22 protein-coding genes are annotated in these 23,068 nt (G+C 65.0%); 15 read left to right on the forward strand and 7 right to left on the reverse strand.

Annotated features, from left to right (window positions below; genetic code table 11):
- Positions 1-33 precede the first annotated feature (33 nt).
- The 7 genes from C8C93_RS01855 (at position 34) to C8C93_RS01885 (ending at position 7,444) form a co-directional block, all read left to right on the forward strand.
- Entirely contained in the window at positions 34-1,719 is a 1,686-nt protein-coding gene (locus C8C93_RS01855) for a thiamine pyrophosphate-binding protein (protein ID WP_121505732.1), read from the forward strand.
- Between the two features lie 153 nt (positions 1,720-1,872).
- Positions 1,873-3,111: a DNA polymerase IV gene (locus C8C93_RS01860; RefSeq protein ID WP_121505733.1), complete on the forward strand. Its 1,239-nt coding sequence runs from the start codon at positions 1,873-1,875 to the stop codon at positions 3,109-3,111.
- A 117-nt stretch (positions 3,112-3,228) separates the two neighbouring features.
- Positions 3,229-3,867, forward strand: a complete 639-nt coding sequence (locus C8C93_RS01865; protein WP_121505734.1) for an RNA polymerase sigma factor — start codon at positions 3,229-3,231, stop codon at positions 3,865-3,867.
- On the forward strand, positions 3,864-4,637 hold the full coding sequence (locus C8C93_RS01870) for an anti-sigma factor domain-containing protein (protein WP_121505735.1): 774 nt from the start codon (positions 3,864-3,866) through the stop codon (positions 4,635-4,637). Before C8C93_RS01865 ends, C8C93_RS01870 begins: the two co-directional genes overlap by 4 nt.
- Positions 4,638-4,787: 150 nt before the next feature.
- Positions 4,788-5,276: a tetratricopeptide repeat protein gene (locus tag C8C93_RS01875; RefSeq protein ID WP_121505736.1), complete on the forward strand. Its 489-nt coding sequence runs from the start codon at positions 4,788-4,790 to the stop codon at positions 5,274-5,276.
- A 241-nt stretch (positions 5,277-5,517) separates the two neighbouring features.
- Complete coding sequence (locus tag C8C93_RS01880; RefSeq protein ID WP_121505737.1) at positions 5,518-7,077, forward strand: PAS domain-containing methyl-accepting chemotaxis protein; 1,560 nt, start codon at positions 5,518-5,520, stop codon at positions 7,075-7,077.
- A 100-nt stretch (positions 7,078-7,177) separates the two neighbouring features.
- Positions 7,178-7,444, forward strand: a complete 267-nt coding sequence (locus tag C8C93_RS01885; protein ID WP_121505738.1) for a hypothetical protein — start codon at positions 7,178-7,180, stop codon at positions 7,442-7,444.
- 25 nt (positions 7,445-7,469) lie between these two features.
- Here the strand turns inward: C8C93_RS01885 and queF are convergent, their stop codons facing one another.
- The 4 genes from queF to C8C93_RS01905 form a co-directional block, all read right to left on the reverse strand.
- Positions 7,470-8,315 (reverse strand): NADPH-dependent 7-cyano-7-deazaguanine reductase QueF, encoded by an 846-nt coding sequence (gene queF / locus C8C93_RS01890; protein WP_055400669.1) that lies wholly within the window; start codon positions 8,313-8,315, stop codon positions 7,470-7,472.
- 57 nt (positions 8,316-8,372) lie between these two features.
- Positions 8,373-9,287 (reverse strand): 2OG-Fe(II) oxygenase, encoded by a 915-nt coding sequence (locus tag C8C93_RS01895; protein ID WP_121505739.1) that lies wholly within the window; start codon positions 9,285-9,287, stop codon positions 8,373-8,375.
- Positions 9,288-9,320: 33 nt separating this feature from the next.
- Positions 9,321-10,106, reverse strand: a complete 786-nt coding sequence (gene yaaA / locus C8C93_RS01900; protein ID WP_121505740.1) for a peroxide stress protein YaaA — start codon at positions 10,104-10,106, stop codon at positions 9,321-9,323.
- A 217-nt stretch (positions 10,107-10,323) separates the two neighbouring features.
- Positions 10,324-13,455 carry an Rne/Rng family ribonuclease gene (locus C8C93_RS01905; RefSeq protein ID WP_121505741.1) on the reverse strand — a complete coding sequence of 1,044 codons (3,132 nt, stop codon included), beginning with the start codon at positions 13,453-13,455 and terminating at the stop codon, positions 10,324-10,326.
- Positions 13,456-14,055: 600 nt separating this feature from the next.
- Here C8C93_RS01905 and C8C93_RS01910 point away from each other — a divergent pair.
- The 4 genes from C8C93_RS01910 to C8C93_RS01925 all read left to right on the forward strand — a co-directional run bounded on the left by C8C93_RS01910 (position 14,056) and on the right by C8C93_RS01925 (position 17,301).
- Positions 14,056-15,057, forward strand: coding sequence for an RluA family pseudouridine synthase (locus tag C8C93_RS01910; protein ID WP_121420781.1), 1,002 nt, complete (start codon positions 14,056-14,058; stop codon positions 15,055-15,057).
- A 25-nt stretch (positions 15,058-15,082) separates the two neighbouring features.
- Positions 15,083-15,757, forward strand: a complete 675-nt coding sequence (locus C8C93_RS01915; RefSeq protein ID WP_121505742.1) for an HAD family hydrolase — start codon at positions 15,083-15,085, stop codon at positions 15,755-15,757.
- 27 nt (positions 15,758-15,784) lie between these two features.
- A complete protein-coding gene (locus C8C93_RS01920; RefSeq protein ID WP_055395307.1) occupies positions 15,785-16,162 on the forward strand; it encodes a Rieske 2Fe-2S domain-containing protein in 378 nt (125 codons plus the stop codon).
- A 92-nt stretch (positions 16,163-16,254) separates the two neighbouring features.
- The gene (locus C8C93_RS01925) at positions 16,255-17,301 is read left to right on the forward strand and encodes a S49 family peptidase (RefSeq protein ID WP_121505743.1); all 1,047 of its coding nucleotides are present in this window, start codon (positions 16,255-16,257) and stop codon (positions 17,299-17,301) included.
- 151 nt (positions 17,302-17,452) lie between these two features.
- Here the strand turns inward: C8C93_RS01925 and C8C93_RS01930 are convergent, their stop codons facing one another.
- The 3 genes from C8C93_RS01930 to C8C93_RS01940 all read right to left on the reverse strand — a co-directional run bounded on the left by C8C93_RS01930 (position 17,453) and on the right by C8C93_RS01940 (position 20,033).
- Positions 17,453-18,553: a toxin-antitoxin system YwqK family antitoxin gene (locus C8C93_RS01930; RefSeq protein WP_121505744.1), complete on the reverse strand. Its 1,101-nt coding sequence runs from the start codon at positions 18,551-18,553 to the stop codon at positions 17,453-17,455.
- A gap of 80 nt (positions 18,554-18,633) precedes the next feature.
- Complete coding sequence (locus C8C93_RS01935; RefSeq protein WP_121505745.1) at positions 18,634-19,437, reverse strand: SAM-dependent methyltransferase; 804 nt, start codon at positions 19,435-19,437, stop codon at positions 18,634-18,636.
- Entirely contained in the window at positions 19,434-20,033 is a 600-nt protein-coding gene (locus tag C8C93_RS01940; RefSeq protein ID WP_121505746.1) for a Maf family nucleotide pyrophosphatase, read from the reverse strand. The genes C8C93_RS01935 and C8C93_RS01940 overlap by 4 nt, the downstream gene beginning before the upstream one ends.
- A 25-nt stretch (positions 20,034-20,058) precedes the next feature.
- On the opposite strand from C8C93_RS01940, the gene C8C93_RS01945 reads away from it, so the two are divergent.
- The 4 genes from C8C93_RS01945 to C8C93_RS01960 all read left to right on the forward strand — a co-directional run bounded on the left by C8C93_RS01945 (position 20,059) and on the right by C8C93_RS01960 (position 23,042).
- Positions 20,059-20,607 carry a DUF177 domain-containing protein gene (locus C8C93_RS01945; RefSeq protein WP_121420774.1) on the forward strand — a complete coding sequence of 183 codons (549 nt, stop codon included), beginning with the start codon at positions 20,059-20,061 and terminating at the stop codon, positions 20,605-20,607.
- Between the two features lie 111 nt (positions 20,608-20,718).
- Positions 20,719-20,901: a 50S ribosomal protein L32 gene (gene rpmF / locus C8C93_RS01950; protein ID WP_005794249.1), complete on the forward strand. Its 183-nt coding sequence runs from the start codon at positions 20,719-20,721 to the stop codon at positions 20,899-20,901.
- Positions 20,902-21,009: 108 nt separating this feature from the next.
- Entirely contained in the window at positions 21,010-22,065 is a 1,056-nt protein-coding gene (gene plsX, locus C8C93_RS01955) for a phosphate acyltransferase PlsX (RefSeq protein ID WP_121505747.1), read from the forward strand.
- Positions 22,065-23,042 carry a beta-ketoacyl-ACP synthase III gene (locus C8C93_RS01960; RefSeq protein WP_121420773.1) on the forward strand — a complete coding sequence of 326 codons (978 nt, stop codon included), beginning with the start codon at positions 22,065-22,067 and terminating at the stop codon, positions 23,040-23,042. The genes plsX and C8C93_RS01960 overlap by 1 nt, the downstream gene beginning before the upstream one ends.
- Positions 23,043-23,068: the final 26 nt, after the last annotated feature.

Genomic DNA, 23,068 nt, shown 5'->3' on the forward strand with positions numbered 1-23,068 from the left:
TTCTTGTTCTGTTTTGTGAAATGACCGTCTGATATGACTACCGCACCCACCACCTCCCGCACGGGCGGCCAGATCCTGGTCCGCCAGCTCATCACCCACGGCGTGAAGCAGCTGTTCTGCGTGCCGGGCGAGAGCTATCTGGCCGTGCTCGATGCCCTGCACGATGCCGACATTGCCGTGACGGTGTGCCGCCAGGAAGGCGGCGCGGCCATGATGGCCGAGGCACAGGGCAAGCTCACGGGCCAGCCCGGCATCTGCTTTGTGACACGCGGGCCGGGCGCCACCAATGCGTCGGCCGGTGTGCACATCGCTCACCAGGACTCGACCCCCCTGATCCTCTTCGTGGGCCAGGTGGCACGCGGTGCCATGGGGCGCGAGGCGTTCCAGGAGCTGGATTACAGCGCGGTGTTTGGCACCATGGCGAAGTGGGTGGTGCAGATTGACGACCCGGCCCGTGTGCCCGAGCTGATCTCGCGCGCCTTCCACGTCGCCACCTCGGGCCGCCCCGGCCCGGTGGTGGTGGCGCTGCCCGAGGACATGCTGACCGAAGCCGCCAGCGTGGCCGATGCATTGCCCTACCAGGTGACCGAGACGCACCCAGGGGCTGCGCAGATGGCCGAGCTGGCCCAACGCCTGAAAGCCGCGCACCAGCCCGTGGCAATCCTGGGCGGCAGCCGCTGGTCCGAGCAGGCGGTGCGCGAGTTTGTGGCGTTTGCCGAGGCTTGGTCGCTGCCGGTGTATTGCTCGTTCCGGCGACAAATGCTCTTCCCGGCCAACCACGCCTGCTATGGCGGCGACCTGGGCCTGGGGGTGAACCCGCGCCTGTTGGCTCGCATCCGCGAGTCCGATCTGGTGCTGGTGGTGGGCGGGCGCCTGTCAGAGATCCCGTCGCAGGGCTACGAGCTGTTTGCGATCCCCAACCCCACGCAGCCGCTGGTGCATGTGCATGCCGATGCCGATGAGCTGGGCAAGCTGTACCGGCCCGCGCAGGCCATCCACGCAACGCCGCAGGCATTCACGGCGGCGCTGGCGGGTGTCCGGCCTGCGGGTGCCGTGGCCTGGCATGCCCATGCGGAGATGGCACGGTCCGAGTACATCCTGTGGAGCGACACCAACCCCATCCAGATCCCCGGCGAGCTGCAGATGGGCCAGGTCATGCAGCATCTCAAGTCCACGCTGCCGGCCAACACCATCTTCTGCAACGGCGCAGGCAACTTTGCCACCTGGGTGCACCGCTTCTGGCCGTTTACCACTTATGCCAGCCAGCTGGCGCCCACCAGTGGCTCCATGGGTTACGGCCTGCCTGCGGGTGTGGGTGCCAAGCGCCTGTGGCCGCAGCGCGAGGTGGTGGTGTTTGCGGGCGACGGCGATTTCTTGATGCACGGACAGGAGTTTGCGACCGCTGTGCAGTACGGCCTGCCCATCATCGTGGTGCTGCTCGATAACGCCATGTACGGCACCATCCGCATGCACCAGGAGCGTGAGTACCCCGGCCGCATCAGCGCCACCCAGCTCAAGAATCCGGACTTCAAAGCCTACGCCCAGGCCTTTGGCGGGCATGGAGAGCGGGTAGAGCGCACCGAAGACTTCGCTCCGGCTCTTGCCCGTGCACGCGCGAGCGGCCTGCCCAGCGTGTTGCACTGTTTGATCGACCCCGAGGCCATCACGCCCACGGGCACGCTGCAGGGCATTCGCAGCGCGGCGATGGCCAGGCGATAGTCCCTTCATGCCCGGTGGCAGCAGTCTGTCACTGTGCCGCGCACAATAGCGGGCGTGACCGTTTCAGCGCCCGATTTCCCCGATAACGAGCCCGCAACTGCCGCCCCGCCACAGCGCCAGGGGCAGCGGCTGCGCCGCATCGCCCATCTCGATATGGATGCCTTTTTCGCATCTGTCGAACTGCTGCGCTACCCGCAGCTCAAGGGCCTGCCCGTGGTGATTGGGGGCGGGCGGCGCAAGGTGGATGAACTGTTGTTGCAAGGCCCGGATGGCACGGGCTTGCGCGAGCGGCATTTCATCCCGGTGGAGGACTTTCCGCTGCTCAAGGACTATGTGGGCCGGGGCGTGATCACCACCGCCACCTACCCCGCGCGGCAGTTTGGTGTGGGCTCGGCCATGGGGATGATGAAGGCCGCCAAGCTGTGCCCGCAGGCCATTGTGTTGCCGGTGGATTTTGACGAGGTGCGGCGGTTTTCACGCCTGTTCAAAAGCACCATCATGGAGATAGCCCCCGTGATGCAAGACCGGGGCGTGGACGAGGTGTACATCGACTTCACCGACGTGCCCGGCGGTCAGCGCGAAGGGGGCAGGGTGCTGGCGCGGCTCATCCAGAAGAGCATCTTTGACGTGACCGGGCTGACTTGCTCGATTGGCGTGGCGCCCAACCGGCTGCTGGCCAAGATGGCCAGCGAGTTCAACAAGCCCAACGGCATCTCCATCGTTTACGAGGAAGACCTGCAGACCAGGATCTGGCCGCTCAATGTGCGCAAAATCAATGGCATTGGCCCCAAGGCCGGTGAGAAGCTGGCACGGCTGGGCATCGAAACCATCGGGCAGCTGGCGGCGCAGGATGAGCAATGGCTGATGGGCCACTTTGGCAAGTCCACCGGGGCGTGGATGCACCGGGTGGCCTGGGGGCGGGACGACAGCCCGGTGGTGACCGAGAGCGAGCCCGTGAGCATGAGCCGCGAGACCACGTTTGACCGCGACCTGCACGCAGTGCGAGACCGCGCTGAACTGGGCGCGATCTTCACCGACCTGTGTATGCGCCTGGCCGAAGACCTGCAGCGCAAGGGCTATGTGGCGCGCACCATCGGCATCAAGCTGCGCTACGACGACTTCAAGATCGCCACGCGCGACCACACGGCGAACCTTTACACGGCCGATGGCGCCACCATCCGCCAGCTGGCCGGGCAGTGCCTCAAACGCGTGCCGCTGGACAAGCGCCTGCGGCTGCTGGGCGTGCGGGCCAGCACGCTGGCGCGGCGGGGCGAAGAGCCCGTGCTGGAGCCACGGGCTGGGGCAACGGCAGAAGCACGCCGGCGCAAGCCAGGCTCCGCAGATCGCGCAGATGGCGCAGAGGGTGTGGGTGGCACGGCGCAGCTTTTTTAGCGCGGGTTGACGTCGTTTCCTGCCAGTTCACGGCCCGGTGGGGTCGTGGCAATCGGCGTAAACACCCAGAGTGGGACCTGCCTGCACCGCCTGTTGCGTTCCTATACTCGCCCGCATATGGCCACTGCCACCGATGTTCCTTCCGCCAACCTGCAAGCGTTGATCCGCGCCGCAGCCGGGGGAGACCATGCCGCCTTCGCGCAGATCTACCAGCGCACCCACGTGCATCTGTTCGGCGTTGCCGTGCGTATGTTGGGACAAGGACAGGCGGCCGAGGATGTGCTGCAAGAGGCGTATGTGAGCATCTGGAAGAACGCTGGGAGCTACCGCAGCGAAGTGGGCGGGCAGCCTATCCAGCCCATGACATGGCTGATCGCCATCGTGCGCAACAAGGCGCTGGACGCCTTGCGCGCCCGCGCCCGGCGGCCTGAAAGCGCCTGGAATGACACCACGGAGCTTGCAGGCAGCGATGGGGATGGCAGCGACGCGCCGCCGGGTGCTGCGTCTGCATTGGCCCCCGCACCCAGCGCGATGCATCTGCTGGAGCAGGCCACCCAGGCGCTGCGCATCGAAGGCTGCATGAATGCGCTGGACGGAAGCTACCGGCAAAGCCTGGCACTGGCTTACTACCAGGGCCTGTCGCATTCCGAAGTGGCGGCCCAGATGGGCGCGCCGCTAGGTTCGGTCAAGGCGTGGATCCGGCGGGGCCTGGAGCGCCTGAAAAGCTGCCTGTCCGCGCAAGGGATGGGCGCATGAGGTACACCCACCCCGCGCTGCTGGACCACTTGGCGTCTGCGTATGTGCTGGGCACGCTGGGTGGTGGCGCGCGCCGCCGCTTCGAGCGGCTGCTGCGCGATCGCAGCGATGTGCAGCTGTTGGTGGCGCAGTGGGAAGGGCGGCTGGGGATGCTGGCCAGTTCGGTGCCGGTGCAACAGCCACCGCAGCGCGTGTGGGCCGCCATTGAGGCGCGCACCCGGCCGCGCGATGTGAAAGACGCAGCCCCGCAGGGCGGTTGGGCCGGTGTGCTGTGGCGGCGCCATGGTGTGTTGCAGGGCTTGGCGGGTGTGGTGTTGGGTGTGGTGGCCACCGTGGCCCTGGTGGCTGCGGTGCCAACCTTGTTCGTGTCGAGCGACCAGGTGGCCCTGCGCGCAGGGGACAAACTGCCGCAGGCCTATGTGGGCCTGCTGACGGACGCTGCGGGCAACGGCAAGGTGCTGGTGAGTTCGCTGCGCCATGGGCGCACGCTGACGGTGAAGGTCATCGGGCCTATCACGCTTCCCGCGACTCCAGCGACTGTTGCTGGCGCAGCCCCACAGCTGGTGCTGTGGGCGGTGCCAGCCGATGGCGTGCCGTTTGTGCTGGGCACGGTGCCGGTGGCGGGTTCTGCGGTGTCGGTGTTGCCCGATACGTCGGAGAAGCTGCTGCTCAAGGTCAGCAAACTCATGGTGACGCTGGAGACATCGACAACGCCGCAGGTGCCCAGCAGCACCGTGCTTTTCACCGGCAACTGCGCCAAGCTGTGGTGAGCGGCGCAAGGCCCCCATCGGCTTTGCAAAAATAATTGTCCGGTGCTGCATCCGTTTTGCATTCCGTGTCGTTTATCTGAGGTGCCGGTCTCCGGCATGGGGCCAGCGCGGCCTCCGACCATTCCAACTTCACGTTTTCAGGAGCCTCCCATGCCTTCATTCCCTGTTCGCCCCTTGATGTCTGCGCCCCTGCTGAGCCTGGCGCTGGTGCTGGTGCCCGTGTTGGCACTGCCCATGGCCCACGCGGCCGATATGCCCACCACGCCAGTGGAGAACGCACGCATTGACGACTTTTCCGTGGGCAAAAAAGCCATCGAAGCCAAGAACTGGGCGCTGGCGGCCAGCAGCTTCAGCAAGGTGGTGGCCCAGAATCCGCAGAACGCCGATGCCTATAACCTGCTGGGCTACTCCAACCGTTGGCTCGGCAAATACGACGAGGCGTTTGCGGCCTACAACAAGGCACTGGCGCTGGACCCCCGCCACAAGGGAGCGCTGGAATACTCGGGCATGGGCTACCTCAAGGTTGGCCAGAAGGCGCAGGCCGAAGCCCAGCTCGCCAAGCTGCAGGCCATCTGCGCGCAGTGCGAGGAGACCACCGATCTGGCCAAGGCCATAGCGGCCTACAAGCCGGCGCAGTAAGAGCGGCGAAAAAAACCTTCCTGCGTTGTTGTTGCGTCTGGTCGTACTACCCGTACTGCCTGCGACGCAGCGCCTCGCCAGAACCGCTGCGCTGGGTTTTGTTATCCGCTTTGTATCGTTTTCAGGCGCCTGATTTTTAGTGTGTAAGGCGCTGTTGGCCCGTTAGACTTGATCGGTATCAAGCGGTAACGAATAGCGTGCCGCGCTGCCTGCCTCTGCTGCAGGCCCATCAGGAGCCAACATGCGCATCAACCTGCCGGTGACCCAGCAGAACTTCGACTATTCCGGCGATGAACTGCTGGTGTCCAGCACCAACACCAAGGGCGAGATTACCCACTGCAATCCAGCGTTCGTTCGCGTGAGCGGCTACAGCTGCGACGAACTCATTGGCCAGCCGCACAACCTCATCCGCCACCCCGACATGCCCGCCGAGGCCTACAAGGACATGTGGCGCACCATTGGCCGGGGGGAGCCCTGGACGGGCCTGGTCAAGAACCGCCGCAAGAACGGCGACCACTATTGGGTGCGCGCCAATGTCACCCCCATCATGGAGGGCGGCAAGCCACGTGCCTACATGTCGGTGCGCACCAAGCCCAGCGCGGCAGAAATTTCTGCTGCCGAAGCCCTGTATGCCCAGATGCGCAGCGAGGCGGCATCGGGCGCGAGCAGCTTCTACCTGGACTCGGGCAACGTGCGCTACCGGGGAGTGCGTGGCTGGCAGCGGCACCTGGCGCAGATGGCGTTGCTGCCGCGCATGGCGATCCTGCTGCTGGTAACGGTGCTGCTGGCCTTGTTGCCCGATGTGATGGGTCTGCAAGGCACCACCGCCTGGGTAGCCCGCTTGGTGTTGCTGTTGCTGGGGGCGGGGTGGACGCTGTGGCGCTTTCAGGCCACCGTGTTGCAGGGCGTGCACGATGCCACCCGCTTCGCGTCCGACATCTCGGCCTGCAACCTGGCCACGTCGGTGGGCACTGACTATCCCCAACCCCTGGGCGCGCTGATGCAGCGCCTGCTGCAGACCCAGGTCAACCTGCGCGCAGTGGTGGGCGATGTGCGCACCGAGGTGCGCAACTTCATTGACTCAGCCGACGAGATCTCGCGCGGCGGCCTGGACCTGTCGGCCCGCACCGAATCGCAGGCCAGCAGTCTGGAAGAGACTGCTGCGGCCATGGAGCAACTGGCCAGCACGGTGCTGGAGACCTCCGAGACTGCCGCCAAGGTCTCGCGCGAGAGCGCACAGAGCAGCGACATCGCCAAGCGCGGCGGCCAAGCGGTGCAAGAGGTGGGCGCCGCCATGCAGCAGATGAAGTTGTCGTCCACCAAGATCAGCGAAATCGTGGGCGTGATCGAGGGCATCGCCTTCCAGACCAATCTGCTGGCCCTGAACGCCGCCGTCGAGGCGGCCCGTGCCGGTGAGCAGGGGCGGGGTTTTGCGGTGGTGGCGGGTGAGGTGCGGGCGCTGGCCCAGCGCAGCGCCAGCTCCGCCAAGGAGATCAGCGGTCTGATCGGCGTGACGGTGAACCAGATCGCCAGCGGTGCCCAGCAGATGGGCCATGCCGGCACCACCATTGAGGGCGTGGTCGATGCAGTGGAGCGCGTGAGCACGCTGGTGCAGCAGATCAGCAGTGCCACCAAAGAGCAGTCGCAAGGCATCGCCCAGGTCAACGAGGCGGTGACGCAGCTGGACACCGTGACGCAGCAGAACGCGGCGCTGGTCGAGGAGTCTGCGGCGGCGGCGCAGGGGCTCAAGGAAAGTGCGGTGTCGCTGGGCCGCTCGGTGGATGTGTTCCGGCTGGGGTAACGGGTAACGGGTGCTGTGGCGAGCGACCGCCAGCCACGCAGACCTTGACGAATGCTTACTCGTAACTTACAGTGATTTTCCCGTTTTCCGGGAGATCACCATGACCCTCAACGAGCTGCAACGCATCAAGCAGTGGCATGTCGCGCACAAGGCAGACCACCCGCTCGAATACCACCTGTGGGACTTGGTGTTGACGGTCTGGATGCTGGGCTGGGTGGGCTGGTTTCCCATCATCGCTTTTGGCGAGCCGTGGACTGCGCCGCTGTGCCTGATGGGTATCTTCGGGCCCAGCCTCTATGTCACCTGGCGAACGCGTGCACACCTGCGCCACACCCTGCGGTGCGACTGGATCGATGCGCGGAGCTGATGGACGCGACTGACGGCGGCTGGGCCTACTGCCGTGCCGTGCGCACGTTGCGCGGCAGGCCCTGCGGGTGGCTGGTGCGCAGCGGGTTGATGTCCAGCCCGCCCCGGCGCGTGTAGCGCGCGTACACAGTCAGTTTGATGGGTTTGCAGCGCGTCCACACATCCATGAAGATGCGCTCCACGCACTGCTCGTGGAACTCGTTGTGGTTGCGAAAGCTCACCAGGTACTGCAGCAGCCCTTCCTGGTTGATCTGCGGGCCGCTGTAGCTGATCTGCACACTGCCCCAGTCGGGCTGGCCGGTCACCAGGCAGTTGCTTTTGAGCAGGTTGCTGGTCAGGGTTTCGGTCACGGGTGCTTCGTTGAATGTGGCCGTCAGCAATTCGGGGGCTGGCTGGTACTGCGTGCATTCCACATCCAGGCGGTCCAGGCTCAGGCCGTCCAGCTCGTGCACGGGTTCCTGGTCGAACAGCTCCGGCGCGATGAGCCTCACGCCCACGGTGGCCGGGTGTTCCGCACCGCGCCACGCGGCTTCGCTGATGTCGGTGCGGATGCGCGCCTGCACTTCGGCCGCATCGGCAAAACGGGTGTTGTTGAAGCTGTTGAGGTACAGCTTGAACGACTTGCTCTCCACGATGTTGGGCGTCTCGCACGGCACGGTGATGTGCGCCAGCGCCACCTGCGGCTTGCCGCGCAGGTTCAGCCACGACAGCTCGAATGCCGTCCACAGGTCGGCCCCGAAGAACGGCGCGGCGCCGGTGATCCCGATTTCGGCGCGCTTGCCGGAGCGGGGGATGGGAAACAGCAGCGATGCGTCGTACTGGTCCACGTAGGCGGAGGACTTGCCGAGTTGGGATTGTTCCGGGGTGTTCATAAATGCTATCAAATTTATAGCTTATAGCGCTTTATGGATAAGCGCTAGGGCCTTTTTTTACTTGAATTCCCGTTCGCGCAGCCACTTGGTGGCGATCCACTTCTCGCCCGCGATCACCGGCGCACCTCCGTGCAGCGTGCGGGTGGACGGGTGCGGGCGCTCATAGCTGAAGAACACCGCATTGCCGCGCTGCGGCGCGACCTCCAGGTGCACGTCGGGGAAAGTGGTGCCGCCACCTTTTTCGGGGGTGTTCAGGTACATCACCAGTGTGCCCACGCGCTGCCCGCCGCGCTGGACGATGGTGGGTGTGCCGGGCTCGGCGGGGTCGAAGTAGTCGTAGTGCGGCTTGTATTCGGCGCCTGGGCGGTAGTGCAGCACCTGCAGGCCCTCGCCGTTCTCGATGGGCCAGTTCAGCAGGCGCGCAATACGTTCCTCGATGCGCTGGATCAGCGGGCTCTGGCCGCGCTGGAAGAACATGCCGTCGCTGGTGCGGTCGTCGTTGATTTCTTCCCCGCCCGTCTTGGTCGCCACCGTGAGCGAGCGCGCCATGCGCGGCGCAGCGTCCGCGATGAGGGCGTCGCATTCTTCGGGCGAGAGCAGGTTGCCAAACACCACGATGCGCGGCTGGGCCATGGCCAGCAGCACATTCACGGTGCGGTCGCCACAGTCCACCTGGGCGGGCGATGCATCCAGCTGGGGCTCGGGCACAGGCACGGCGGCGGGTTGGCCTTGTTGTACGGCCAGTTCGTTCAGGTGGTCCTGCAGCGTGACCTCCAAGGCGTCGGCGGCCACGTCTTCATCCCAGCCCGCATCGCGCATGGACTGCAGCACCACGGGCGCGGCGTAGCCGGCCTGGGCCTGTTCGATGATCCAGCGGCGCAGCTCGGGCGTGATGGCCTGCCGCACGGCGCTGGCGCGCTGGTGGGTGGTTGGGGTGCTGCTGTCGGGGTGCTGCTCAGAACGCGATGCCATGGCGGTCCTTCAACGTGAATGGGGTTAGCAGAGTCAGGCGGTGGGCAGGGTCTTGCGCCGGAAGACCAGGCGCTCGGGCTCGGATGATGCCGGGGCAAAGGCATAGCCGTCCAGATCAAACCCTTCGAGCTTGTGCGGCGTGGCCACCCGATGCGTGATCGCATAGCGCGCCATCAGGCCCCGCGCACGTTTGGCATGGAAGCTGATGATCTTGTAAGCGCCGCCTTTCCAGTCTTCGAACACACATTCGATGACACGGGCCTTGAGCGCCTTGCGGTCGACGGACTTGAAGTATTCCTGCGACGCCAGGTTGACCACCACGGGGGTCGTGTCGGCGCGCAGGCGGGTGTTGAGGTGCTCGGCAATCTGGCTGCCCCAGAACTGGTACAGGTTGCTGCCTGCGCTGGTGGCCAGGCGCGTGCCCATTTCCAGGCGGTAGGGCTGCATGCGGTCCAGCGGCCGCAGCACGCCATAGAGGCCGCTCAAGATGGCCACATGGCTTTGTGCCCAGTCCAGGTCCTGCGGGGCGAGCGTGCGGGCGTCCAGTCCCTCGTACACATCGCCGTTGAAGGCCAGCAGCGCCTGGCGCGAGTTGGCGGCCGTGAAACGGGGGCGCCAGGCCTGGTAGCGCGCCACGTTCAGCGCGGCGAGCTTGTCACTCAGGTCCATCAGCGAAGCGATTTGCTGCGGAGATTGCTCGCGCAGCACCTCAATGAGCGCGGTGGATTGCGCCACAAACTGGGGCGTGGTGTGTGGCAGGCCTTCGGGCAAGGGCGTGTCGTAGTCGAGCGATTTGGCGGGAGACAGCAGGAACAGCATGGAGGCAGAAGGTCCGTGGATCTCGGAAGGTGAAGCAGGTGGCCGGGTGGGCTGCTGCGATTCTGGGGAGGCGGTGGCTCGAAATGGTACCTGTTGAAGGACGGTCTTCGGGCGCTTGCGGGCATTGGCAGGCTCCCGCAAAAAAAGAAGGCGGCCTGGGCCGCCTTCTTTTTGCATAGCTGCGGCTCCCGGAGGGGCAGCAGCTGTTTTCAGCGCATCAGGCCGAGGGAGTCTGCTCAAACGGCAGCTTCATGGCAGACAGGTCGCGGCGGGTTTCCACCAGCACCAGCGGGCCTTCGTCCAGCACTACCGCAGGTGGGCGCTCGCGTGGCACGCGGATGGGCTTGGGCTCGGCGGCAATCGCAGCTTGCACGGCAGCGATCTTGTCCATGTCGGAGTTGACCCACTGCAGGCCCGATGCGGCAGCCACTTGCTGCAGCTCGTCGATGGGCAGTGCGAACGCCTGGACGCGGGGCAGACCGTTCGCAGCGGGTACCACCGGTGCGACGGGTGCCGCAGCGGGTGCAGATGCTGCAACAGGGGCTGGTGCCGCCACAGGTGCTGGCGCGGCCGCCACCGGGGCTGCTACCGGCGCGGCGACAGGTGCAGCAACGGGGGCCGGTGCGTGGGCCGGGGCGGGCACGGGTGCTGCCACAGGCGCTGGCGCGGGTGCCGCTGCCGCTGGCTCCGCTGCAGGGGCCGTGAAGTAGCTGCGGCGTGGCGCTTCGTCCTGCGCGGGTGCTGGCTCGGCCTGCGTGGGGTCGAAATCCAGCATCGCCGGTGCGGCGGCTTCGGCATTGCCGTTGTTGTCACGCGGACCGCGTTCGCCACGCTCGCGGCGGTCACGGCCGTAGCGGTCGCGCGAACGGCGCTCGCGGCGCTGTTCTTCTGCAGCGGCACCATTGCCGTTGGGCTGAGCGTCGTTGCCGGACAGGTCCAGATCGGGCAAGGCAGCCAGTGGCGCTGTGTCGGCAAAGTCGCCAGGCACTGCGGCAGCGGCCGTTTCCTGGGCTTCCACCGCGCGGGGTGTGCGCTCGCCACGTTCGCCACGGTTGCCGCGATCACCACGTTCACGGCGTGGGCCGCGTTCGCCACGGGGCTGCTGGGTGGGTTGGCCTTCTGTACTGTTGCCGGGGTTGCCAGCGTTGGGGCCTTCCACCTGTGCGGTCACGGCGGTGTTGTTATCACCGTTCAGGCCTGCGTTCTGGTTGCGCGGCTCGGTGTTGTCCCGACGGCCACGGCCACCTCCTTCGCGCCCTTCGCGTCCATTGCGGCCACCGTCGCGGCCTTGGCCTTCGCGGGCCTCGCCTTCGGGGCGGCGCTCGGCGTCGCGGGGTGCGCGGCCTTCGGCCGAGCGTTCGCCACGGCGGCCCCGGCCTTCGCCGTTGCCTTCGCGGTTGCCGTCACGGGGTGCGCCTTCGCGCTGGCCGTCCCGGTTGCCATCGCGGCCACCACGGCGGCCACGGCCTTCACCGTTGCGGCCATCGCGGCGGGGTTCGCCACGGGCGGTGGTCTCCGGGGCTGCTGCCGGTGCGGGCGCAACCACGGGGGCAGGGGCTGCCGGTGTGGTGCCAACGCCGAACAGGCTCTTGATCCACCCAAAGAAGCCTTGCTCTTGGGGGGCGGCCGCAGCCGGGGCCGGGGTTGCCATGGGGGCGGGGGCCGGCGCGGTCGCAGCGGCAGGGCGCAGGCCAGCGCGCGGTGGGCGGGCGGCGCCTTCGGCACGGGGCTCGGCCACCGGGGCGGGTGCGTCGGGCAACACGCCTTTGATCACCGGCGTCTGCTTGTTGGTGGGCTCTTGCGAGCGGCGCGTCACGGCGGTGGGGTCTTCCACTTCTTCGGCGAGCTTGTAGCTGGCTTCGATGTGGTCCAGGCGCGGGTCGTCGTGCTTGAGGCGCTCCAGGCGGTAGTTGGGGGTTTCCAGCGTCTTGTTGGGCACCATCAGCACGGCCACGCGCTGCTTGAGTTCGATCTTGGCGATCTCGGTGCGCTTCTCGTTCAGCAGGAACGAAGCCACTTCCACCGGCACCTGGCAGTGCACGGCGGCCGTGTTGTCCTTCATCGATTCTTCTTGAATGATGCGCAGGATCTGCAGGGCCGACGATTCGGTGTCGCGGATGTGGCCCGAGCCGCCGCAGCGAGGGCAGGGGATGGACGAGCCTTCGCTCAAGGCGGGCTTGAGGCGCTGGCGGCTCATTTCCATGAGGCCGAACTTGCTGATGGTGCCGAACTGCACGCGGGCGCGGTCCTGGCGCAGCGCGTCGCGCAGGCGGTTTTCCACTTCGCGGCGGTTCTTGCTCTCCTCCATGTCGATGAAGTCGATCACGATCAGGCCGCCCAGGTCGCGCAGGCGCATCTGGCGGGCCACTTCGTCGGCAGCTTCCAGGTTGGTGCGGGTGGCGGTTTCCTCGATGTCGCCGCCCTTGATGGCGCGGGCCGAGTTCACGTCCACGGACACCAGCGCTTCGGTGTGGTCGATCACGATGGCGCCACCCGAGGGCAGCTGCACGGTGCGGGCGTAGGCCGATTCGATCTGGTGCTCGATCTGGAAGCGGCTGAACAGGGCGGCGTCGTCGCGGTAGCGCTTCACGCGGGCGGCATGCTCGGGCATGACGTGCGCCATGAACTGCTGTGCCTGTTCGTAGATGTCGTCGGTATCGATGAGGATGTCACCGATGTCGTTGTTGAAGTAGTCGCGGATCGCGCGGATGACGAGGCTCGATTCCTGGTAGATCAGGAAGGCGCCCTTGCCACCCTTGGCGGCGCCGTCGATGGCGTTCCACAGCTTGAGCAGGTAGTTCAGGTCCCATTGCAGTTCGGGCGCGGTGCGGCCAATGCCGGCGGTGCGCGCGATGATGGACATGCCGTTCGGGTATTCCAGCTGGTCCATCGCCTCCTTGAGCTCGGCGCGGTCCTCGCCCTCGATGCGGCGCGATACGCCGCCGCCACGGGGGTTGTTGGGCATCAGCACCACGTAGCGGCCTGCCAGCGAGACGAAGGTGGTCAGGGCCGCGCCCTTGTTGCCGCGCTCTTCCTTTTCAACCTGGACCAGCAGCTCCTGGCCTTCCTTGATCACCTCATTGATGCGCGCCTGGCTGGGCGAGACACCGGGGGTGAAGTAGCTGCGCGAGATTTCCTTGAACGGCAGGAAACCGTGGCGGTCTTCGCCGTAGTCCACAAAACAGGCTTCCAGCGAGGGCTCGACGCGGGTGACGACGGCCTTGTAGATGTTGCCCTTGCGCTGCTCGCGCCCTTCGATTTCGATTTCGTAGTCGAGGAGTTTTTGTCCGTCGACGATGGCCAGGCGCCGTTCTTCGGGCTGCGTGGCGTTGATGAGCATCCGCTTCATGATGCGATTCCTTCAGTGTTTCGCGGACAGCAGCGGAGCAGCCAACCGTGACCCACGGAGAGGGCTGCGCGGGCTGCCGCCCACAGTTTCCAAACCAATACAACAAGCTCTACAGGAGCTGTGAATGCCTGGACTGACGCATCGAAACGAAGGGAATTGCCGGGGATGCCAATGATCTGCCGCGCTCTAGCGCAGCATCGGGAGGCAGGGGCGCGTGGATGGGGGCGAGTGGTAGGAACGCAGTTTTGCTAGCAAAAGAGTAGCTGATTGCGCTTGCTGGCTGTGCGCTGAGGGCGATTTTGAGCATGCAGCCAAAGGCCGCAGCCTCCGCCACAGGGTCACCATCCATGCCATCAACAACCACATGCTCGCTTTGATCCGCTGGCAGGCTGCGCCCGGGTAGGGAACATCTGCCAGCTTGGGGGATTCCGTATCAGTGTTTCAATCTGTCAGTCCGCCGCACGGCGTGCTGGCCACCACAGGCATCTGGCCTGCAATCTGCGCGCACGACGCCCGCTGGCATCGACCTGCCTGCACGAGGGGCAAGGGCTGTGTGGACTAAACTCCAGACAAATCAACCACTTACATAACAACGCGCAGGTGAAACACATTATAGGGGCCAAACCGCCCGCCGCCCCTGGGGGGCTTCCCGCAGCCCGCTTGGTGGAAGTGGATGCTGACTCCGCAGGCCAGCGGCTCGATAACTTTTTGATACGCCACTTGAAAGGTGTGCCTAAAACGCATGTCTACCGCATCATCCGCAGCGGCGAGGTGCGCATCAACAAAGGCCGCGTGAGTGCCGACACCCGCGTGGAAGCAGGGGACGTGGTGCGCCTGCCTCCTGTTCGAATTTCAGACAAGGTGGCCGAAAAGGCCGAGCGCCCGGCGCCCGCGCGCGAATTCCCCATCCTGCTCGAAGACGAGCACCTGATCGCCATTGACAAACCTGCCGGTGTAGCGGTGCATGGCGGGAGCGGGGTGAGCTTTGGCGTGATCGAGCAGCTGCGCCAGGCGCGGCCGGCCTCCAAGTTCCTGGAACTGGTGCACCGGCTGGACCGCGACACCTCGGGCATCCTGCTGGTGGCCAAGAAGCGGTCAGCGCTTACCCACCTGCAGGACCAGTTCCGCGAGCGAGAAACGGGAAAGACCTATCTGGCACTGGTCACTGGCACCTGGCCTGCCAACAAAAAAGTCATCGACCTGCCCCTGCACAAATACCTGCAGGCCGACGGCGAGCGCCGCGTGCGTGTGACCACGGCCGACGACCCGGATGGCATGCGGTCCATCACACTGGTAAAGGTGCGCAGCACCGTGCCCGCGCGCGCTGCGCAGGGCCTGCCCGCCATGTCGTTGCTGGAGGTGACCATCAAGACCGGTCGCACCCACCAGATTCGTGTGCACCTGGCCAGCCAGGGCCACGCCATCGTCGGGGACGACAAATACGGCGACTTTGACCTCAACAAGCGCCTTCAGAAGCTCTCGATGAAGCGCATGTTCCTGCACGCATGGCGGTTACAGTTCAATCACCCCGCTTCGGGCGAGCGTGTGCAGCTGATTGCCGAGCTGCCCCGCGAGCTGGCCGATTTTGTGTCCCCTGCCTGACGATCCTGCGCGAAGAACCCCCTCCATGTCTGCCAAAAACTTCCGTCCGCGCCGCTTCGACCTCATCGCCTTTGACTGGGATGGCACCCTGTTCGACTCCACCGCCATCATCGTGCGCTGCATCCAGGCGGCGGTGCGTGACGTGGGTGGCACCGTGCCAACCGACAAAGAGGCGGCCTATGTGATTGGCATGGGCTTGATGCAGGCCCTGGCCCATGCGGCGCCGGATGTGCCAACCGAAAAGTACACCGAGCTGGGCAACCGCTACCGCTTCCACTACATCCAGCACCAGGACGACCTGAGCCTGTTCGACGGCGTACTGCCCCTGCTGAACGACCTGCGTGAACGCGGCCACCTGCTGGCCGTGGCCACGGGCAAAAGCCGTCGCGGGCTGGACGATGCGCTGCACTCGGTGGACTTGCGCGGCGTGTTTGACGGCTCGCGCACCGCCGACCAGACCGCTGGCAAGCCGCACCCGCTGATGCTGCAGGAGCTGATGGCCGAATTTGACGTGGCGCCGGAGCGCCTGCTGATGATTGGCGACACCACCCACGACCTGCAGATGGCGGTCAACGCGCGCTGTGCGAGCGTGGGGGTGAGCTATGGCGCGCATGAGCCCGACGCCTTTCACGCGCTCCAGCCGCTGGCGGTCGTGCATTCGGTGCGCGAGCTGCACGATTGGCTGCTGCACAACGCGTGACGCCGGATATTGGAGCGGGACGAGCCCATGACCACACCACCCGATCAGCCCATTGCGCTGTGCAACAGTGCCGACCTCGTCGATGGGGGCTTGGCGGTTCCGTTTGATGTGCAGTACGCAGGTCAGACCTGCCGGGCCTTTGCGATCCGCTACCAGGGCCTGCCGCATGCCTACCTGAACCGCTGCACCCATGTGGCCATGGAGATGGACTACCAGCCGGACCGCTTTTTTGACGACACGGGCCACTGGCTGCTGTGTGCCACCCACGGGGCCGCCTACCTGCCGAGCACCGGCCAGTGCGCGGGCGGCCCGTGCCGCGGCGGGCTGGTGAAAATTGCTTTGTCCGAAAGCGATGGTGTGGTGCACTGGCATACTGCCTACAACCTGCAACCCGTAGAGTTCTAGAAAATCCAGATGAATTACCCTTATGTGCTGTCGCCTGGTGCCAGCCAGCGCGATGCGCGGGCAGCAGTGTTGCAGTGCCCAGGACGTACGACATGACAGACCCCCAGCAGCCCGGCTCTTCGGGTTTTGACCCAAAAAGTAATCCCGCGCCCGACCTGTGGGCGCAAGCAGCTACAAATTCAGGAGCATCTGTGAGCGACTCATCGCGTGAACCCGGCTGGGAGCGCGCCACGCTGGAAAAGCTGGCCTTCTCCGCCCTCCAAGAACAGCGCAGCGCCCGCCGCTGGAAGATCTTCTTCCGCCTGGCATGGCTGTTGCTGATTGCCGCAGTTGCCTTTGCGGCCCTGCGCCAGGCATCGCCCAGTGCCAGCAAGAGCACGCCCCATACGGCGGTGGTGGACATCAAAGGTGAGATCGCCAGCGGCGCCGAGGCCAGCGCCGAGTTTGTGGTGGCCGCCATGCGCAGCGCGCTGGAGGACGAAGGCTCGCAGGCCTTGGTGCTGCTCATCAACTCGCCCGGCGGCAGCCCGGTGCAGGCCGGCATCATCAATGACGAAATTGTTCGTTTGAAGGCCAAGCACAACAAGCCGATCTACGCCGTGGTTGAAGAAACCTGCGCCTCGGCGGCTTATTACATTGCCGCAGCAGCCGACGACATCTACGTGGATAAAGCCAGCATCGTGGGCAGTATCGGCGTGCTGATGGATGGCTTTGGCTTCACCGGCACCATGGAAAAGCTGGGCGTGGAGCGCCGCCTGCTGACCGCTGGCGAGAACAAGGGTTTCCTCGACCCGTTCAGCCCGCAGACCGAAAAGCAGCGTGCCTACGCGCAGACCATGCTCGACCAGATCCACCAGCAGTTCATTGCCGTGGTGAAAGCCGGGCGTGGTGACCGCCTCAAGACCACGCCCGACACCTTCAGTGGCCTGTTCTGGACCGGCCAGCAGGCCGTGGAAATGGGCCTGGCCGACAAGCTGGGCAACCTGGACTATGTGGCCCGCGAGGTGGTGAAGGCCGAAGACATCATTGACTACACCCGCCGCGACAACGTGGCGGAACGGCTGGTCAAGCGTTTTGGCGCGGCGATTGGTGTGGGCGCCGTGAAGTCATTGGCAGTGGCTGGACCTCAGCTGCGCTGACATTGTCCGACGCGGCCTTTGGGCCATGCACAAAAAAAGCCCCGGGTGGAGACTCCACACGGGGCCTTTTTGCATCTGGGCCTGCGTGGCGGTACGTGGTGTGACGCATCCTGCAGTGCCGGGCCTCCAAGGGCTGGCAGGAGGGGGGGTTTTAGCTGTCCAGCCCGCCCGCCTTGCGCTGGCGCGAGCCGTCTTCCAGGATGGTGTCGTCGGCCACCAGCTTGCCCGTCTCGTCCCACTGCTTGCGGGCCGTAAGGCGCGTGCGTCCCCGGGCATCGGGGGCTGAATACTGTTCTTCAATCGCCAGCCGGCCGTTGTCGTGAAAGGCCTGCTGCGTGCCCACGGGCCATTGCTCGGCATTGAGCTGCTCGCGCCGCGCCAGCTTGCCATCGTCACGGTACATCTCGCGCTGCACGCGCCCCTGCTCACCGGCGCCGGTCCAGGTACTGCGCTCTCGCACCGATCCGTTGAGGTACCAGCGCTCGACCTGCACCTCCCGCCCATCGGCAAAACTGCGCTGCTCGATCAGCTGGCCGGATGCGCCGTAGCGCTTGGCGCTGAACAGCGATCCCCGCGTATCGCGCAGTGTGCGCTCGTCCGGCGCGAACACCCGTTCCTCGCGCAGCACACTTTTGCCGCCCTCGGTGGTGAAGCTGCGGTGCACACGCCGACCGTCCACCACGAGTTGCTGGGCGGCGACGATGCCGTCGCGGGTCCATTCGGTCGCGTTCAGCAGGCGGCCCTGGTCGTAGTGCAGCTGCGCGGTTTTGGCGCCGTTGTCTGCATGGAGCAGGGTGTCAGTGGCACCGTCGAAGCCGCAGAGTTTGCGGTCTTCGGGCAGCACGCTGGTGCGCGGGCAGATCAGGCGTGTGGGCTGGCCCTTGCTGTTGGTTTCCACATAGAACAGCTCCTGCCCGCCGCCGTGGAACGACACGCGCTCCACGCGGCCGGTGGCGTCAAAGCGCCTCACGGCCCCCTGGGTGCGGCCGTTGTCGGCGGTTTCTTCGCGCCGCACCTGGCCGTTGGGCCAGAACTCGGCCACCCGGCCGTGGCTGTTGCCGCGTTCGTTGACCGTGCGTTCGCGCTGCAGGCGGCCTTCGCGGTCGAACATGCGCTCCAGGCCCACGAACTTTCCGTCGCGCAGTTCCTGCTCGCGCTGGAGGTGGCCGGTGTCTTCTTCGCGGCAGCGCACCAGCCCGGACTGGCCGGCGGTTTCGGCACCGTTGGAAATATTGATGGGTTTGCCATTCAATTCACAACGAATAATGGCCTCAGCGCTTGAACCATAAGCGCTAACAGCTATAAAAAATATAGTGAATAGACGGTTCATGCTTAGCGGCCCATCGCAAACACGACAGGGGTGCGGTTGTCTGGGGGCGCGGGTTGCTGGCGCCATTGCCGCACGAGCTGGCTGCGGATGCGTGCGTCGGGCAGCGTCAGCCCGCTGGCCAGCGCCAGGCGGGTGTGGGGCTGCAGCGTTTGCACCAGGGCCTGCCAGAGGGCGGCGTTGCGGTAAGGAGTTTCGATAAAAAGCTGGGTCTGTCCTGTCTTGAGGGCCAGGCTTTCCAGCTCCTTGATACGCTGGATGCGCTCCTGGCTGTCCTGGGGCAGGTAGCCGACAAACGCAAAGTTTTGCCCGTTCAATCCGCTGGCCGCCAGCGCCAGCAGCAGCGACACAGGGCCCACCAGGGGCACAACGGGGATATCAAGGTCGTGTGCCGCGCGCACCACGGACGAACCCGGGTCGGCCACTGCTGGCATGCCCGCCTCGCTGATCAGCCCCATGTCGTGCCCATTCAGTGCCGCTGCGAGCAGCGGGCGTGCGTCGAACGGGGCTGATCCCTTGTCGCCATGGTCGCCTTTTTTGTGGACTTCGCGGGGAAGCTCGGTGATCTGCTGCTGCTGCAGGGGGGCTGCCAGGGGGTGCAGTGCGTCGATGCGTTTGAGGTAGGCGCGTGTACTCTTGGCGTTCTCGCACACCCATTGGGTCAGCCGTGCAGCCGTGTGAAGGGTGGCCGAGGGCAAGGCATTCTGCAGCGGGACCTGGGCGTCGCAGCCAAAGTCGAGGGGGGCGGGCACGAGATAAAGCGTGCCCTTGCGAGCGCCTGAGTGCGGTTCGGTGGGGGGATTTGTCATGGCAGCACCAAGCCTGCCGCGCGCAGCATGCGGCAGGTGCGGATCAAAGGCAGTCCGATGAGGGCTGTGGGATCGTCGCTGTGGATGGCATCCAGCAGCGCAATGCCCAGGCCTTCGCTCTTGGCGCTGCCGGCGCAATCGTAGGGTTGCTCGGCGCGCAGGTAGCGCTCGATTTCCGCGTCGGACAGGTCACGGAATTTCACCTCCACCGGGGCCAGGTCGATCTGCTCGAAACCCGTCGCGGCGCACACCACGGCCACGGCGGTCTGGAACACCACGGTCTGGCTGCGCATCTGGCGCAGTTGCGCCACCGCACGCTCGTGGTGGCCGGGCTTGCCCAGGGGCTCGCCAGCGAGGTCGGCAACCTGGTCGGAGCCGATTACCACCGCATCGGGGTGGAGTTGCGCCACAGCGCGTGCCTTGGCCAGCGCCAGGCGCAAGGCCAGTGAGCGAGGGGCTTCGCCGGGCAGGGGGGTCTCATCCACCTCCGGGGCCGTGACGTCAAAAGGCAGGTTCAACCGCTCTAGCAATTCACGCCGATACCGCGATGTGGAGCCCAATACCAGAGGGCGTTTCAGGGGGGGGGATTGATGCATGCGCCGATTCTCTTACACTGCCGCCATGACCAAGGAATTCTCCCCCCAGCGCCTCGACGTGAAAGCCTTTGCACAGGCGGGCGGTCGGCTGGCGGGCCACGATTCACTGCTGAAGTACGAACGCCTGGCCCAGGAGGCCAAGGGCCTGCACCCGGACCTGATGGTGGACTGGGAGGCTGTAGGCGAAGTGCGCACGGCGCTGGGCGGCATGGGCCAAGTCTGGCTGCATATCAAGGTTACTGCGAGCTTCCCCATGGAATGCCAGCGTTGCATGACGCCGGTGGATGTGCCGCTGGAGGTGGATCGTGAGTTTCGCTTCGTGGCCGACGAGGCCACCGCAGAGGCTCTGGACGACGAAAGCGAAGAAGACCTGCTGGCCATGAGCCGCGAGTTTGACCTTCACGAGCTGATTGAGGATGAGTTGCTGATGGCCTTGCCCGTGGTGCCCAAACACGACGAGTGCCCTACCGCAGTACCACTGGCTTCTTCGGACGACGATTTTGAGGAAGCCAACGACGAAAAGCCCAATCCTTTTGCGGCGTTGGCCGCACTGCGCAAAGACAACAAGGGCTGATTGGACGACCCAAAAATCATTTGGGTTATAATCGTGGGCTTCACGCGAACCCCATCGTGTCTTTTTGGGCTGATCGCGTTTTTACCAACCTATTCCAGATCAGGAGCCATCATGGCCGTTCAGCAAAACAAAAAGTCCCCCTCCAAGCGCGGCATGCACCGCTCGCACAATGCCCTGAATGTGCCAGGCATTGCCGTGGAACCCACCACCGGTGAAACGCACCTGCGTCACCACATCAGCCCCAACGGTTTCTACCGTGGCCGTCAGGTGCTGAAGAACAAGTCTGAAGCCTGATCTTCGCCCCATCCAAAGGCCCGTTGCTACTGAAACCGTAGCGCGGGCCTTTGTTTTGACCGTCGTATTTATTTTTCCGGCCCTCCTGGCCGGCCGGACAAGTCGCCCATGATCACACTGGCTGTTGACTGCATGGGGGGCGACCATGGCCCCCGCGTCACGCTCGCGGCGTGCCGCCAGTTTCTCGATACACACCCTGATGCCCGCCTGCTGCTCGTCGGCCTGGTGGATCGTCTGCAATCGTTTTCGCACGACCGTGCCACGATCATTCCTGCTACCGAAGTGGTGGCCATGGATGATCCTGTCGAGGTGGCTCTGCGCAAGAAGAAAGATTCTTCCATGCGCGTGGCGATTCAGCAGGTCAAGGATGGCGCGGCCTCTGCGGCCGTTTCGGCAGGCAATACCGGCGCGCTGATGGCTATTGCCCGGTATCTCCTCAAGACGCTGGACGGCATCGACCGCCCCGCCATTGCGACGCAATTGCCCAACGCCGCAGGTGGTGCCACCACGGTACTGGACCTTGGGGCGAATGTGGATTGTTCCGCCGAGCATTTGTTGCAGTTTGCCGTGATGGGCTCTGCCTTGGTATCGGTCCTTCGGGATGGCGGGGAGCCCACCGTCGGTTTGCTCAATATCGGTGAAGAGGCGATCAAAGGTAGTGAAGTAATCAAAAAAGCCGGTGAATTGCTGCGATCTGCAGCCAATTCCGGTGATTTGAATTTTTATGGAAATGTTGAAGGCAATGACATTTTCAAGGGCACTGTTGACATCGTGGTATGTGACGGATTTGTGGGCAATGTGGCCCTCAAGGCCAGTGAAGGGGTGGCATCAATGATCATTGGCGCCCTGAAAACGGAGTTCTCCCGCAACATTTTCACTAAAATCGCTGCGATCACCGCGTATCCGATCTTAAAAGCGCTCATGAAGCGCATGGACTACCGCCGTTACAACGGCGCGGCGCTCTTGGGGCTGCGCGGGCTGGTGTTCAAGAGCCATGGGTCGGCTGACACAATGGCGTTCGAGCAGGCTTTGAACCGGGCGTATGATGCAGCCCGCAACAACCTGCTCGACCGCGTCCGGACCCGGATTGCGCACGCAGCGCCGCTTCTGGTGCCTGCGGATGCCCAGCCCCAGCCTGGCGTTGCGGCGACGATGACACATTGATGAGACGCTACTCCCGCATTACCGGCACCGGCAGCTACCTGCCCCCGCGCCGGCTGACCAACGCTGATCTGGTGGCTGAACTGGCCCAGCGCGGCATCGAAACCTCAGATGAGTGGATCGTGGAGCGCACCGGCATCCGCGCGCGCCACTTTGCAGCGCCTGATGTTGCCTGCAGCGATCTGGGCCTGGAGGCTGCGCGCAATGCCTTGCAGGCGGCGGGCCTTCTGCCGACCGACATTGATCTGATCATCGTGGCCACGTCCACCCCGGATATGGTGTTTCCCTCGGCTGCCTGCATATTGCAGAACAAGCTGGGAGCCAATGGTTGCCCTGCGTTTGATGTGCAGGCGGTGTGCAGCGGTTTTGTCTATGCCCTGTCCGTGGCGGATGCCATGATCCAGACGGGTGCTGCCAACCGCGCGCTGGTCATTGGGGCAGAAGTTTTCAGCCGTATTCTGGATTTCAATGACCGCACGACCTGCGTGTTGTTTGGTGATGGTGCGGGTGCCGTGGTGCTGGAGGCGTCGGAAACGCCGGGCATCCTGTCCAGCGACCTGCATGCCGACGGCAAGCATGTCGGCATCCTGTGTGTGCCCGGCAACGTGTCGGGTGGCAAGGTCCTGGGGGACCCCGTCCTCAAGATGGACGGGCAGGCTGTCTTCAAGCTGGCGGTGGGCGTGCTGGAGAAGGCCGCGCATGCGGTGCTGGCCAAGGCGGGGCTGACCGAGGCCGATATTGACTGGCTGATTCCACACCAGGCCAATATCCGCATCATGCAGGGCACGGCCCGCAAGCTCAAGCTGTCCATGGACAAGGTGGTGGTCACGGTGGACCAGCATGGCAACACTTCGGCAGCCTCCATTCCCCTGGCGCTCGACCATGCGGTGCGTACGGGCCAAGTCAAAAAGGGTGAGACCCTGCTGCTCGAAGGTGTGGGCGGCGGCTTTACCTGGGGCGCGGTGCTCCTGAAGTTATAGCTTTTGGCGCTTGCTGGATAAGCGCT

The sequence above is a fragment of the Acidovorax sp. 93 genome (genome assembly GCF_003633835.1).
Taxonomy (GTDB): Bacteria; Pseudomonadota; Gammaproteobacteria; order Burkholderiales; family Burkholderiaceae_C; genus Acidovorax; species Acidovorax facilis.